Source organism: Bradyrhizobium sp. JR4.3, assembly GCF_040547695.1.
GTDB lineage: Bacteria > Pseudomonadota > Alphaproteobacteria > Rhizobiales > Xanthobacteraceae > Bradyrhizobium > Bradyrhizobium canariense.
In genome coordinates, this window is record NZ_JBEPQF010000050.1 from 1 (window position 1) to 12385 (window position 12385).

A 12385-nucleotide genomic window follows, 5' to 3' on the forward strand; every position below is an offset into this window, starting at 1 on the left:
CCCATCATGGATCGACCTCGCCGAGATTCGCGTCAACACAACGGAATCACGCTTCGTGACTTGTCTCAACCGACTTTTGCAACAAAATCGGCCACTTCCGGACACCGGCATCACAACAAGACAGCCTATGCGGTCCTCACCGGCGCGGTGAGCGCCAGCGCCGCCACGGCATCCGCTATTCCCGCAGCATCTGCATAGGTAACCATGTGACCGGCATCCTCGACCAGATATAGCGCCGAGCTGGGCAACACCTCGTGCAGGCGGCGCGACTGGTCGGCCTCGATGAGCCGGTCACCCTTTCCATGCAGGATCCTAACGGGAAACCGGATGTCCTGATACTGAAGCTGCAACTGCGCGGCAGCTGGAATAAGGAACGCGCTCTCCTCGGCGGCCGCCCTCAACTGCTTGGGCCGGAGAGCCAACGAGATCGGAAATTCATTCTTGAATTTCGGCGGAATGGCACGCGGCGCGAACAGCGTGCGCATCAGCTTCGGCGCAATAGCCCACGATATGATCGGCGAGATAGTGTAGCGCATCAGATCCCCGAGCAGCGGCAGTGCCGGACCTGACATGAGCCAAAAATCCATCCGAAAGGTTGGAAAATAGTAGCCGGACACAAGCACGAGCCCACCCACGGCATAACCGCTTCGCAGCGCCAGCGCGATTGCCACCAGCGTTCCCCAGGAGTGGCCGAGCACCACGGGATTGCGCACTCCAAGCTGATCAAGAGCCTTCGCGAACAAGGAAGCTTGCGTTGTGGCCGTCCAGATGCGCGTGCGCGGACGGTCGCTGTAGCCAAATCCTGGCCGGTCGAAGCAAACGACGCGATACTCTTGGGCCAGGCGGTCGACCAAACCGCTTAGGACGAGATCCTGAATCATGGTGCCGTTCCCGTGAAACAGGACCACGCAAGGGGCGGCGGTATCGCCCCGTTCAATATAGTGAAGGCGCACTCCGTCGCACTCGGTAAAGACGCCGATCGGGGGATTCTTTCGCTCCGCTGCCACCTGAAACGCGATGTTGCCGAGGATCAAAACGACAAGTCCTGCCAAAACGATCATCAGCACGGCTTCTGTTGTGGACATGGTGTCAACCTATATGCGCGATGGCGGGTACCTCGGATTGGCGGCACCGAGGCCGCTTAGGGCCGATGCTGATTCGGCTCCCTCGTTGTGAGCCGCGCGCCCCAGCCGAAAGCAAGCAACCGCGCGTGCGTGATCCGCGTTCGCTTCCATCCTTGCCGCAGCGGATACGGCGTGCAGTTATCGTCCCGACAGAGCGGTGAGCTCTTGGGGCGGATTGATGCGCCAGAACGGATAAGCCGCCAGTTCTTTCGAATGCTGCCCGACCATATCGACCCGTCTGGTTGTAAACTCCGTAATAACGCCAAAAAATTCAGTCGGTGACTTGATCGTCGCAAGTCTGAGGCCGAATTCAAAAGCAAATTGCGCGTTGGCCGCGGCTATCTCAAGAAGCTTCGCTTGATACGCCTGCATGTTTGCCGTCGCTAAAGCAACGCCTTTCGTTGGATCGCTATCCGTGATTCTCGGACTGAGGTCATCCGGTAAGGCATCCACCCGAGGCTCAATGAGAGGAACCTCGTGTTTAGAGTCATCATAAAGCCCAAGGGGCGGTTCAATCGAGACTGCCGCAACAGAGCGAAGTAAATCCTGTTTCGGGCTTCGAACAATGGCCTGCTTGTTCTGTTGGGCCCGCGCGGCCATTTTCGGATTGCGGGCGCGCTTCGGCGCTGTCGCCGGCTTGCGTTTGCTCATCTGACACTCCAAGAAAATGGGGGGCGACCACAACGGTCATTTCTGAAAGGACAACAGGCTTTGTGACGTGGCGTTCCAAGCCCTTGCATTGTTGGAGTCCCGCATGAACTGAGATCAATCGGACGTTCTGCGCTGTCGAGGATGATTTTAGGTAGCAACTCCAACCAACAAACGTCTAGCTGGCGATCTTCCAGACCTATGCTCAACGGCGTCAATCTGAGAACGATCAGGCCTCCGCGCGTTGCGCTCTCCAAAGGACCGCTTTCTCGCCGACGTTCTCATCACGGTCGTCAAGCCGCCCGGAGACATCGACGGATGGCACATACCGAACGTTGCCGAGAGGATTATTCCAAAGTCCCGGTGATCTATGCGACCTGTTTCTCGCCCGTCGCGCCCAGCGCTGACGGATAAAGGCCGGCTTCGGCGACGCCAAGCGGTCCGGACGCTCGGCGAAGTGCTCGAGGACAACCTGAGGGCCCTGTGAAGCCAGACTACCCACCGAGCGAATGCTCGAGGAAGAAGCGCAGCATTTCCCTCGTCGCATCCGGCCCTTGCGGATCAGTGTAGGACCCGGCGGGGCTACCTCCTGACCACGCGTGTCCGGCGCCATCGATGTTCCAGTGTTCGGAAATCGTCCGACCGGCCCCGTCGATCAGGACGGTGCGAGTATAGGCATGGCCGTGGGGTACGCGTCCGCGAAGTACCATCGTCGTCGGCCTCGTTGCCCTGGCGGACTGCTCGATAATCTGATCGCCATTCTTTGGATGCACCGTAGTGTCGCGATCGCCATGGAAAACGATGGTCGGCACGGAAATTTTGCTATCCGCAATTGCCTTGAAGCCGCCTCCCTGCCGCATGGCTACGAACGCGGAGGGAAGATCGCTCGCGGCGCCGCACGCGAGGCCTGAATGAATTCCGACGGCCGCGTACAGGTCGCTATACGTTGCGCCCATGATGGCGGCGGCGGCCCCGCCGGCCGACAGACCCGCGACGTATACGCGCTTCGGATCGATCGCATGGTCGCGCATGATCTCGCGGGTAATGCCGGCGATCATCGAGGGCTCGCCCCCGCCGCGGCGTTGATCGCCCGTGCGAAACCAGTTCCAGCACTTCGAATGGTTGGCTCCGCTCGGCTGCTCAGGATAGACCACGAAGCAATTCTGCTCTTCCGCCAGGAAGTTCATCCGGGTGCCGGCCGCGAAATCGTCCGGCGATTGGGTGCAGCCGTGAAGCATGACGATCAGGGGAAGCTGTTGTCCCTGACATCGGCTTGGGATGAATAGCTTGTAGGTCCGGCTTCCCGCGGCGTTACTGAAGGTACCGGCGATAAATCGTGTGTTCTCGGGCACGATGTCCGATGGGGACAGAGGAACGCGCGTGATCGGACTTCGCAGGCCGAGCCCGGAAAAATCCCGCATGCCGTCGACCGGTAAGGAGCGTCTGCGTCCCTGAGCAGAGCGGGTCGGCGCAATCTGCGGAGCTTCCCGCTCCTCGACAACTTCGGCCGTGGCGTCGATGGTGAGCGGATCGAGCCGCGGGAGCCGAGCCTGAGAGGCGCTGCGAGACCCCGGTCTTGGAGCGCTACCGCCCTGGAGCATGCGCTGCAGCAGCGCGGTGGCCTCGACCAGTTGGCCGGCACGCGTGAGGCGTGTTGCTTCGCGGACTATGTCTTGATTCAGCATCGTTCACCTCGTTCTGTCGGCGAGAGCGGACTTGACCGCGGGAGTGGCGTGAAGGGCACCCAGCACCGAGACCGACGCGATTGTGGCGCGAGCCAACTCGGGAGTGACGTCCTGGGCGATGGTGGCTAAGCCCAAAACGTTGATCTGCAGCATCTCGCCGGTGCGCCGCGCCGCTTCGAGATCTTCGCGAGTGTAGTTGCGCAGCCCAAGGTCCAGGTTCTTCCGGGCCGTGGATTGTCTGACGACTTCTACGTGGCGCTCGAGCTGGTTCCGGATTGCTGTCCGGATGAAATCGGTCCGGTTCGAATAGAACCCTTCCTGCACCATAAGATCGACATGACCGAGGTCGACGTAGCCAAGGTTGATCGTGATCTTCTCAGTGTCGGGGGCTTTGGGTCGCAACTCGCGCACATTGTCGGCCATAGCGCTAAACACCTCAATCACCATCCGACTGGATGGCGTGCGGATGATATTTAGATGCCCCTAGGGGACTTTCAAGGGATGAGCGGATATACCCGCGCCCAAGAGCGCGACATCTGAGAATGGGAGCGTCACCCGTTTGGACTTTGGCGTCCATCCGGCGAGCACGCCGCTTGCGCTCCCCGGCCACTGGGAATGCATCCAATGACCGTCGAACAGTTCGCAGGCGCGCCGTCACGTCGAGAGCGGTCGCCGCATCGTCGCGCGCCAGGCAAATTCCTGGCGAAACTCATCACCGCAAGCCCAAGGGCCAGCTCGTTCAAGGGCTTCAAGCGGAAACAGGTTCGGCGTGCTCCCACGCCGGGCGCACACCAAAATCGAGAACACCGTCCGGTACCTGGCAATTGAAGTCGACGATGCACTCGCAATAGCAGGGCAGGTCGACGTCTGAATTGGCTGCGCAGAGCGGACCTGCTCTGCCCCTCATTACCAGCGACAGCGGACATCACGGCTGAACCGCTCTTCGGCTTAGGGCCAGACTCGGTCCTGCAGGGCTGTCCTTGCTGCAGCCCGGTCTTCACTCAGCAGCTGTTGTTCGGTGATAGAGCCATGTTTTCTGACAATGGCTGAACTTCGATCACCTTCACCTCGAGGCGATTAAGTCCAGCTTTGAAACCGTCCTCGTAAAACTTGGTATTATCGAGCTCAATTCCATTCTGAGTAACACGCAGGTAGTTCTTCGTATAAGTGATGTAATCCCAGCAGCATCTAGTTTGTCGAAGTGCTGCTCGTATGCTGAAGCTATCTTCCCAATCTCCTCCTTGAGATTTTGATCTGCTGCAGTCGCAGGAACTGCCGACAGTAATAGTGAGAAACATACAGCTCCAAATGCGCGCATGATGTTAGCTCCCTGCTGTTGATGCCTCCCTAGAATAGAGGATGGAGACGAGGCTTACCTCCGCCCTCCTACGCAACATCGCGCGGTCGCCCGGTTTCGAGGAACAGGTCCTGTCAGTATTACGGTTGGTACCAAGCCGAATTGCGCTGTTCGGCTCGCCTTTCGAAAGCTGACCCCCTCAGTTTTCTGAGCGAAGGGCAGCCACGGGCCAACAGCGGAAGTCGCGATGTTAGCAAGCATACGCACCACGCCCTTCGGCGTAGCTGCGCGTCACGCTGGAGAACTCCCCTCCGAAGGTTGCGGCCGTCGACCAGCCGTTGATCCATTTCATTTCGGCGGACCGGTCAGCAACCGTCTGCCGTGCGCCGTTGACCACAAAGGGCCCAATACCAGAAATCATTCCGAACGGTGTTTGCTGATCCAATCCGGGTTACCGCCCGGGCGCGTTTGGGCGCTACGTCTCCAATCGTCTGAAAGCCGACGCAGGTTCGGAAGGTTATCGGCTTGAGAATGGCCAACCTCATTAGCGAGGAAGTCATCATGATCGATGTCCAAGAATCAATGAGAACGTCTCGAAGCACGTCCGTGGAACAAAGAAAAGATCGGCGGCGTAAATCCCCCGCTTCGCCCAAAGTTGCGTGTCCTCTCCTTTCGTTCAAGCCGAGATGGGGCTGACTTACTTCGTGATCAATCCGGAAGCCATCGCATTGCAACGTTAACGCCGCCCGAGCGGTAGGTTCTTTGACCTTGTCATTTGCGGTAAAAATCGACAAGGAGATCGCCGGCTTTAGGCGCAACAGAGCGCACGATGACGTGCACACCGCCACTACCACAGCACTGACCTCTTCGCGAAACACCTTGCGGCGCACCTACGGAACAGCATTACATCGGAGACATTCGCGGAACGAAACGGCTCATCAGTCTTTCTCTGACCTTCGGGAGGTGCCCATGACTTCTCAAGCCATAGAAGGCGCATGTGCGTTCGCCTGGCGGAACTACTTGCTGCTCCATAGTGGTATTAGTGAGAACGATAACAGGCGTTCCGCCCTCTTTCGCTACGTTACCAATCTTCGCGATGCTGGCGAATATGATTTCGATCTCTTGCAAATAGCAGCGGTCGCTTACCTGAAAAAGCTGGACGAACTGCATGACGACCGACATGCGAGACTCGCCGCAGATCAGGCTTTAGCCGAGGGGTTAGCATCACGCAGTGCACAACCTGGCAGGTCGCTTTGGGCTTAATCACCCGAGCAGAAGGAGCAAGCAGCCATGGCAGACAACATCTCTAACTCAGGCCGTTTCGCGCGCGACGCCCAAAAGCGCACAACCGCAGCGACAGAAATCGGTATGATTGCCTTGAAGCCAATTATGCATTTTCAGGTCTCAATTCTGAGGATGTGGGCCGACAGCATCGAAAGGTTTGCGGGCAATTACGAAAAGGGATTCGAAGAAACCGTGACGGCAGTCGAGGAACAGTCCGACAAGGATCGCGTCGCGTAAATCAACGCAATCGTTCGGCGGAGTCGGAGTTGGGTCATTCGCGTCGATTTTGCCCGCGTCTTCTCGATGTCCGCTCTGGCCCCGACTGCCGACGTGCCGGACACGATGGCGATATTCGCCTTCGGGCCATGAGCCGACATCGCTCCAAGCAGCGATATTTGTCAGGCTCCTTAGCGGCCGTAGGGGAAGCAGCGGTGGCGATCGAGTGTGAGACCGAAATGCGCTCCTAGCGCAGCGATGGCCGCATCCTGCTCAGGATAAGGATCGGCATTGCATGCGGCAACGATGATGATCCGGAACCCGCCGCGATCCTTGCCACCCGGTGGCAGCATCGCTGTAGCCAGGGGATTACCCTCCCTGTCACGCAACGTGAGGAAAAGCGGCATCTCTCGCTGTACATGGGCCTCGAGGCCGATGTCGCGCTCGATCGCGTTGGGCTGCTCCGGACGCCAGGATTGGACTGCCTTCTCTCGCTCGCGGCAGAAATATTTCTCGACTGTGTGGCGCATCAGGCGCGACTCTTGCACCGCTTCACCTTCCGTCTCGATACGGAACCAGGTCTTACCCTTCGGCGCGTCGCAAACATACTGCATTTCGCCCATCCTGATCGCCGCAATTCTAGGGCAGCGGGCCCGCAAAGCCAGAATGTCATTCTCGTCGCGTTTCGATCTTTTGCGTTTTTACACAGCCAGGGTCAATCGCGTCACTTTGGCCGCGTGCCGTTCTCTACCGGTCTACCCCTGTGTTCGGATATCGTCAGACCGCCTCGGCATGTCTCAATGGGCAAACAGGCGACATGGTACCACCACAGCAAAAAATCCCGGCACTTGGCCGGGATCGATACTTCACGCCTTTTTTGTAAACCAAATCGTTGGAGCTTTCGCCACTCCCGCATTCTGCATGGCATTCTTCAATTCAGCACTCTCCGCGAAGGCTTGCGCAGCTTCAATCGTGGCAAACTCGTGAGTTACTGTGATGTCATTGGGATTTTCGACTGCTCGGTAGACAGCCTCGGCTGTTACGCCCTTCGCCTTCTGAACCGGAGCAAAATCGTCGTAAACTTTCCGCCAGGTCTTGTAGTCGGAAACCGTGTGTCTAATAAACATGGTCGTCATCAGATGTTCCTCCCAGACTGGTCGTAGCAATCTTTCCACGAACGCTTGAAACAGCACTTCCAGTAGCACCAGTATAATACCGGCCACCGCTTGGAGCTATTTCATTTCCGGGTTGCACTGATGCCATCGGACGCTTGCCCTTTGTCCGATAAAACTGAGGCGTGCTGCCACTTCGCTGATGGGCTAACCCCGGGCGGTCTTGCGGGAGCAGCATCATCGCCTCCGCACTCGACGCCAATAGGTCGTGGCCGCACACTTACTGCGACCCGCCACAGGACCAGTCAGTGATACTGACTTGCGTATTCAGTTGGTCGCAGTGTGAAGTTGCTGACGCCCGGTCCGAACTTCGGGCCTAAGCAAACTGAGGCATTATGCCTCTTGGACGAAACACCCATTTCTAGGGCGCGTCCGTTCTCGTAGAATGTGGTTGCCCTTGAAGCGGGATGTGCCGAAGTCACCGTTCGGGACGAACGAGCAGTACTAGCGCTGTCGGCAGGTACGCTACCCTAAGAGACCGCCCCCTTTTCGGTTTCACACCACGATTTCACATTCCACACGCGCGCAGCTTTTGCGGCGGCTTGTTGCAGTAACCCAGGGAGAAAAGCGATGAGCAAGATCGATCGAAGGTCTGCATTGACATTCGGGTTGGCAGCGGCTTCGGCGGCCATGATAAAGCCCGCCGCCGCTCAAACTACGGGCTACAAGGACACAACTCCGTGGCCAGGTGTGGTGGTGCGTGAGTATGATAGCGAGACACCATCGCTGATCCCGGGTTTTAAGACCGTCTCAATGCGCGACATCATCATGCAGCCGGGATCGAAGACCATGGGGCCCCCGATGATGAATGCCATGGTCTGCCATATCACCGAAGGAGAGCTTCGGCTTGAGCAGGACGAAAAGACCTTTACCGGCAAGAAGAATTTTGTCTGGACCTGCAACAAGGACACAAAGGAGCAGGCGTTCAATGATGGGAACGTGGTGGCGATTATGCGGATCACGGACCTAAAGGCTTAAGGCTCGTTTCTTCGCCAAAAGTCGATTGTAGGAGCGAATGGCGCACGCGACCGCGCGCCGATCGCGTCGGTTTGCCCTCTGACGTGACTTCCTTGTTGCGCCGAATTCTAGATATGTCGCTGCGCCAACCGACCCGACGGGCCATGGGCGAGACAAGCGTCTAAGGGCTAGTTGGCCGAAGATATGAAATCGACGAGCGCCCCGACAATTTGGTCGGGGCGTCTCAATTCAAGACTACTGCAACATGAAGAGAGAGAGAGAGAGAGAGAGAGAGGTCGATGTCTGAATTGGGTCAAAGCAGCCGTGGACGCCAATTTGGATCGGCGTTCGGTTTACCCCTGACAGCCGAGATGACAAGCGTTCAATCGACCTTCGGCTAAGGGCCAAGACCGGAAGTAACGACACGAAGTTGCGGCGTAAGCAGAGGCAGCGTTCAATCCGACAGACGAGGAATGCGACGTATGGATGCGAGCGCGATGGGATGTGAGGCAAAGGCGTTACAGCCTTGCTCGCCGAGCGGGCGCGATGCCCCATGACTTAAGGCAGCGCCGTCAATGCATTTCTGAATTACACCGGCCGTTTTAGCCACCAGACCGTAGCAAATACGGATCCAAGGACCCAGCTAATCGGTCCGCCACCTGTATGGCGGCCGGCGTGGACTGCTTTTCGCGAAGCGAGCCGACGAAATTCACGACCAGCCCACTACCAGCAACAACAGCTATCGCTATCGCAGCGAGATATTTGGTCCTCATGACGATGATCCCCTTTTATCGCCCCATGAACTAACCGGGTACTCTCAGAAATGGTTCCCGAACGCTGCGGCCCAATGTTTTCGGCCGCATCGGAAGTTGCTTCCATGGCGCCAGCGACTAGCCGCTGGGCAGGTTCCTCCTTCGGAAGGAAATCAAGGAACGAAAAGGTCCGCCAAGCCTTAGAAACACTGAGGCCGTCGCTCGCCGGTAGTAACACGGCGCATGTCGCGGATAGCCAAAGGTCGTGACGAACGACCCGCTGTTCTCAATACAAGCGCTCGCGCAGATAGCCAAAAGCGACGGTCTCCGGTTCTATTCAAAATCGCCAGCAGTGCCCCGATCGGTTGCGGGAGGAGTGCACGGCGTGCTGGCCGAACCGAAGGCTCGGTCATGCGCAACGGAATTGACATTGACCACATACACAGTCGGGCCATCGTTCGAGAGATCGGCGAGAGACTACGTGCGTCGCTGAAACCAGAGCCGGAAGTACCGGCGGGCCTGAGAGCGCAAATCGATCGGCTCCGCGAATTCGAAGCGGCCGAGCACCGGAACAAGTCGCGCGGTTGAGCCGCAATCGGCTCGGCCGAACATGGATGTACGATGCCGCCGGTGAAGCTTTGTGCATCGTCGATCTAGAATGACTACGGTAAGCGCAATCCGAATTGATCGGCAAAACCGTCGTTGGCGCGGCCGCGCAGCGTCGCAGGGATATCGATGCCGAGCGCCTTGACCTTCGAGAACATCGGGATGCTACCGGTCTTCAACCCGGAGGTCTGCAATGGGTGGTCCTTAGCTGAGCGCTTAGCGTACGTCCGCTTTAATCAACTCGTCAGCCCTCGCGACCAAATGCTGAGGAACAGATAGGCCCATATCTTTGGCAGCTTTGAGGTTGATCGCAAGATGGAATTCGCTCGGCCCTTCGACGGGCAAATCACTTGGGTTTGCCCCGTTGAGGATCTTCTCGACGAAATAAGCGCCCCGGCGCCATATTCCATCAATTGTCGGACCATAGGCAAGCAGTCCGCCAATCTGCACCCATTCTCGATATTCATGGGCGTTCGGAATTTTGTTTTCTATTCCGAAGTCGACAATCCTCTTGCGATCAAAGACGAACATCGGATCGGTGACAGTAGTCATCGCATCAATCATCGTATCCTGCCTTTTGCGCAGGATTGAAGCAAACGCGACCTCAAATTCCGGCGGTGAACGAACTTCAAACGGCTGCGCTTCTATTCCCAATTTTTCAAATGCGGAAGAAATACTGTTGAGATGATTGCTGGCGTGAGAGGGAAGCGGATTGTAAAGAACTGCCAACCGCGAGAGTTTTGGAACAATTTCTTTCAAGAACTCGACTCGTTTGACATCGCGATCAGGCGAGAGATTGTCGATACCCGTAAGGTTCCCGCCAGGATGTGAAAGAGACGAGTATAATTTGGCTTCAACGCCGCCGCGGCTCGAGAGCACGACAATGGGAATTGTCGCAGTAATCTTCTGCACCAAAAGTCCGGGGTAATTTCCCACAGCCACGATCACGTCCACATTCTGCCGGACGAGATCGGCAGCCATCTCGGGCAGAAGTTCCGAATGTCCTTTTGCCTCCCGCCATTCGAGGGTGAGATTGTTGCCCTCCGAATAGCCGCGATCACTTAATTCGCGGACGAAGCCGTTTACCCAAGGATAGCTGCTCAAATTAGCCGTCAGATATCCAATTCGGTAAATCTTTTTAGATTGCTGCGCTTGAGCCGCCAGCGGCCACACCGCAGCGCCGCCGAGTGCCGTGATGAACTCGCGCCGCTTCATGTCTGATGCCTCCGCAAAGCCTAGAGACAGCCTATGACTCGCCTCAAACTAACACATTGGAACCGACTGGCTATGACCTCTGCTACAGAATCTCGAATAGGCATGTCAGCCACGCGATGTCCGGTCCGGGTCAAAAGCGTCGGTCCAGCGCTCCACAGCGAACTTCCGGTCTACCCCTCTGAACCGACATATAGCGGCACCGCGTCAACGGTAGCGAAGGGCCAACAGCGGACCAACGTTGGGATGCCCGACCTCAGGCGAATACTCTGCGGCGGTGGCGAATGCTGGAGGGCGAGCGCCCATAGAGTTCGCGAAAGACGGCGTTGAACCGGCGCACGCTGCCAAAGCCAGCTCGGTAGGCGATCTGGGCCAGTGGTTCAGTCGTCTCGTCAAGTAGGCGCTTCGCCCGCTGTACACGCCTGGTCTTCGCGACCTGTTGGGGGCTGGCCCCGACGTACCGTTCGAACAGACGCGCAAGGTGGCGCGAGCTTACCCCGAGCCGATCGGCCAGTGCGGCAACCGAAGCGTCATCCAAGGCGCCACCATCGATCAATTTCAAGGCCCGCGCGACTGTCGAACGCGTGCCATTCCAGGCAGCACAGAAGGGCGCGGTCTCCGGACGGCAACGCAGGCAAGGTCGGTACCCCGCAGCCTCGGCGGCCGCTGCAGTTTGATAGTAGGCCACGTTACGGGTCAACGGCTGCTTCACCGGGCAAACTGGGCGGCAGTAGATTCCCGTGGTCTTCACTGCCGTGTAGAAACGGCCGTCATAGCGGGGATCGCGCTGCAAGCGCGCGGTGTTGCATACCTCAAAACTGAGCATGACTCATTTTACCGCAGGCCGCAGCCAGAAGAATAGCCCTGAGATGATCAGGTCCGATTCCGGCCAGCGATATCGGTGCGCCCTTCTTATAGAGAAGGTCCAAATTCGCTGAGCACTTGGAGAAGCAAAAATGAACAGCACGAATCCTAAAGAGATCGTGATCAATGCCTGGAAGACTTTTAAAACCCGTGATGCCCAGTTGATCGCGGAGCTGTTTACTCCCGATGCCGAATGGATCGCACCGGCTGGAAATGCCACGGCGGTCGCTCTCAAACACACAGATCACATGATTGGACCGGACCAAATCGCACACTTTATTGCCTCGGAAATGCATCATCTGTTCTCGAACGTCGACATCTCGTTTCGGGGCATTCATGCCGATGGCGATACTGTGATCGTCGAGGAGCGAATGCGAGCCACTCTTCCTAGAGGCAAGCCCTACGAGAATGACTATTGCTTCGCTTTTGTCCTTTCCGGCGAGCGGATCAAGCTGGTTCGCGAATACATGGACACCCGAAAGGGCTGGCAGATGATTTTCGAGCCGCTTTAAAAGCTGCTTTGGGTCACAAGCGGTCCTCGACCGGCTGCGCAGGGCAGGTCAGCTCT

14 protein-coding genes are annotated in these 12385 nt (G+C 57.6%); 4 read left to right on the forward strand and 10 right to left on the reverse strand.

Features of this window, described 5'->3' with window-relative positions; genetic code table 11:
• Nucleotides 1-125 precede the first annotated feature (125 nt).
• The 5 genes from ABIB91_RS38405 to ABIB91_RS38425 all read right to left on the reverse strand — a co-directional run bounded on the left by ABIB91_RS38405 (nucleotide 126) and on the right by ABIB91_RS38425 (nucleotide 5199).
• The gene (locus ABIB91_RS38405; protein WP_354172235.1) at nucleotides 126-1085 is read right to left on the reverse strand and encodes an alpha/beta fold hydrolase; all 960 of its coding nucleotides are present in this window, start codon (nucleotides 1083-1085) and stop codon (nucleotides 126-128) included.
• Nucleotides 1086-1262: 177 nt separating this feature from the next.
• On the reverse strand, nucleotides 1263-1775 hold the full coding sequence (locus ABIB91_RS38410; RefSeq protein ID WP_354172233.1) for a phasin family protein: 513 nt from the start codon (nucleotides 1773-1775) through the stop codon (nucleotides 1263-1265).
• A 491-nt stretch (nucleotides 1776-2266) separates the two neighbouring features.
• Entirely contained in the window at nucleotides 2267-3457 is a 1191-nt protein-coding gene (locus ABIB91_RS38415) for an extracellular catalytic domain type 1 short-chain-length polyhydroxyalkanoate depolymerase (protein WP_354172231.1), read from the reverse strand.
• A 3-nt stretch (nucleotides 3458-3460) separates the two neighbouring features.
• Nucleotides 3461-3880, reverse strand: coding sequence for a ribbon-helix-helix domain-containing protein (locus ABIB91_RS38420; RefSeq protein WP_354172229.1), 420 nt, complete (start codon nucleotides 3878-3880; stop codon nucleotides 3461-3463).
• Nucleotides 3881-5004: 1124 nt separating this feature from the next.
• Complete coding sequence (locus tag ABIB91_RS38425) at nucleotides 5005-5199, reverse strand: hypothetical protein (protein ID WP_354172227.1); 195 nt, start codon at nucleotides 5197-5199, stop codon at nucleotides 5005-5007.
• 524 nt (nucleotides 5200-5723) lie between these two features.
• On the opposite strand from ABIB91_RS38425, the gene ABIB91_RS38430 reads away from it, so the two are divergent.
• Together ABIB91_RS38430 and ABIB91_RS38435 are read left to right on the forward strand one after the other, a co-directional pair.
• A complete protein-coding gene (locus ABIB91_RS38430; RefSeq protein ID WP_083869852.1) occupies nucleotides 5724-6017 on the forward strand; it encodes a hypothetical protein in 294 nt (97 codons plus the stop codon).
• A 27-nt stretch (nucleotides 6018-6044) separates the two neighbouring features.
• Nucleotides 6045-6275 (forward strand): hypothetical protein, encoded by a 231-nt coding sequence (locus tag ABIB91_RS38435; RefSeq protein ID WP_007595383.1) that lies wholly within the window; start codon nucleotides 6045-6047, stop codon nucleotides 6273-6275.
• Between the two features lie 170 nt (nucleotides 6276-6445).
• Here ABIB91_RS38435 and ABIB91_RS38440 read toward each other — a convergent pair whose 3' ends face one another.
• Together ABIB91_RS38440 and ABIB91_RS38445 are read right to left on the reverse strand one after the other, a co-directional pair.
• Nucleotides 6446-6877, reverse strand: a complete 432-nt coding sequence (locus ABIB91_RS38440) for a hypothetical protein (RefSeq protein ID WP_245285917.1) — start codon at nucleotides 6875-6877, stop codon at nucleotides 6446-6448.
• Nucleotides 6878-7120: 243 nt separating this feature from the next.
• A complete protein-coding gene (locus ABIB91_RS38445; protein WP_354172224.1) occupies nucleotides 7121-7390 on the reverse strand; it encodes an antibiotic biosynthesis monooxygenase in 270 nt (89 codons plus the stop codon).
• A 606-nt stretch (nucleotides 7391-7996) separates the two neighbouring features.
• Between ABIB91_RS38445 and ABIB91_RS38450 the strand changes: the two genes are divergently transcribed.
• Nucleotides 7997-8404 carry a hypothetical protein gene (locus ABIB91_RS38450; RefSeq protein ID WP_085357631.1) on the forward strand — a complete coding sequence of 136 codons (408 nt, stop codon included), beginning with the start codon at nucleotides 7997-7999 and terminating at the stop codon, nucleotides 8402-8404.
• Nucleotides 8405-9797: 1393 nt separating this feature from the next.
• Here the strand turns inward: ABIB91_RS38450 and ABIB91_RS38455 are convergent.
• The 3 genes from ABIB91_RS38455 to ABIB91_RS38465 form a co-directional block, all read right to left on the reverse strand.
• Entirely contained in the window at nucleotides 9798-9920 is a 123-nt protein-coding gene (locus ABIB91_RS38455) for a hypothetical protein (RefSeq protein WP_354253297.1), read from the reverse strand.
• Between the two features lie 37 nt (nucleotides 9921-9957).
• The gene (locus ABIB91_RS38460) at nucleotides 9958-10956 is read right to left on the reverse strand and encodes an ABC transporter substrate-binding protein (protein WP_354172219.1); all 999 of its coding nucleotides are present in this window, start codon (nucleotides 10954-10956) and stop codon (nucleotides 9958-9960) included.
• A 253-nt stretch (nucleotides 10957-11209) separates the two neighbouring features.
• Nucleotides 11210-11779: a bifunctional transcriptional activator/DNA repair enzyme AdaA gene (locus ABIB91_RS38465; RefSeq protein WP_247532489.1), complete on the reverse strand. Its 570-nt coding sequence runs from the start codon at nucleotides 11777-11779 to the stop codon at nucleotides 11210-11212.
• A 130-nt stretch (nucleotides 11780-11909) separates the two neighbouring features.
• Between ABIB91_RS38465 and ABIB91_RS38470 the strand changes: the two genes are divergently transcribed.
• Nucleotides 11910-12329, forward strand: a complete 420-nt coding sequence (locus ABIB91_RS38470; protein ID WP_354172217.1) for a nuclear transport factor 2 family protein — start codon at nucleotides 11910-11912, stop codon at nucleotides 12327-12329.
• Nucleotides 12330-12385: the final 56 nt, after the last annotated feature.

Bases quoted from the DNA above. Each gene is read 5' to 3' on its own strand.
- ABIB91_RS38465 (WP_247532489.1), bottom strand. From the start codon at position 11,779: ATGCTCAGTTTTGAGGTATGCAACACCGCGCGCTTGCAGCGCGATCCC.
- ABIB91_RS38405 (WP_354172235.1), bottom strand. From the start codon at position 1,085: ATGTCCACAACAGAAGCCGTGCTGATGATCGTTTTGGCAGGACTTGTC.
- ABIB91_RS38435 (WP_007595383.1), top strand. From the start codon at position 6,045: ATGGCAGACAACATCTCTAACTCAGGCCGTTTCGCGCGCGACGCCCAA.
- ABIB91_RS38470 (WP_354172217.1), top strand. From the start codon at position 11,910: ATGAACAGCACGAATCCTAAAGAGATCGTGATCAATGCCTGGAAGACT.
- ABIB91_RS38430 (WP_083869852.1), top strand. From the start codon at position 5,724: ATGACTTCTCAAGCCATAGAAGGCGCATGTGCGTTCGCCTGGCGGAAC.
- ABIB91_RS38420 (WP_354172229.1), bottom strand. From the start codon at position 3,880: ATGGCCGACAATGTGCGCGAGTTGCGACCCAAAGCCCCCGACACTGAG.
- ABIB91_RS38445 (WP_354172224.1), bottom strand. From the start codon at position 7,390: ATGACGACCATGTTTATTAGACACACGGTTTCCGACTACAAGACCTGG.
- ABIB91_RS38410 (WP_354172233.1), bottom strand. From the start codon at position 1,775: ATGAGCAAACGCAAGCCGGCGACAGCGCCGAAGCGCGCCCGCAATCCG.
- ABIB91_RS38460 (WP_354172219.1), bottom strand. From the start codon at position 10,956: ATGAAGCGGCGCGAGTTCATCACGGCACTCGGCGGCGCTGCGGTGTGG.
- ABIB91_RS38415 (WP_354172231.1), bottom strand. From the start codon at position 3,457: ATGCTGAATCAAGACATAGTCCGCGAAGCAACACGCCTCACGCGTGCC.
- ABIB91_RS38440 (WP_245285917.1), bottom strand. From the start codon at position 6,877: ATGGGCGAAATGCAGTATGTTTGCGACGCGCCGAAGGGTAAGACCTGG.
- ABIB91_RS38450 (WP_085357631.1), top strand. From the start codon at position 7,997: ATGAGCAAGATCGATCGAAGGTCTGCATTGACATTCGGGTTGGCAGCG.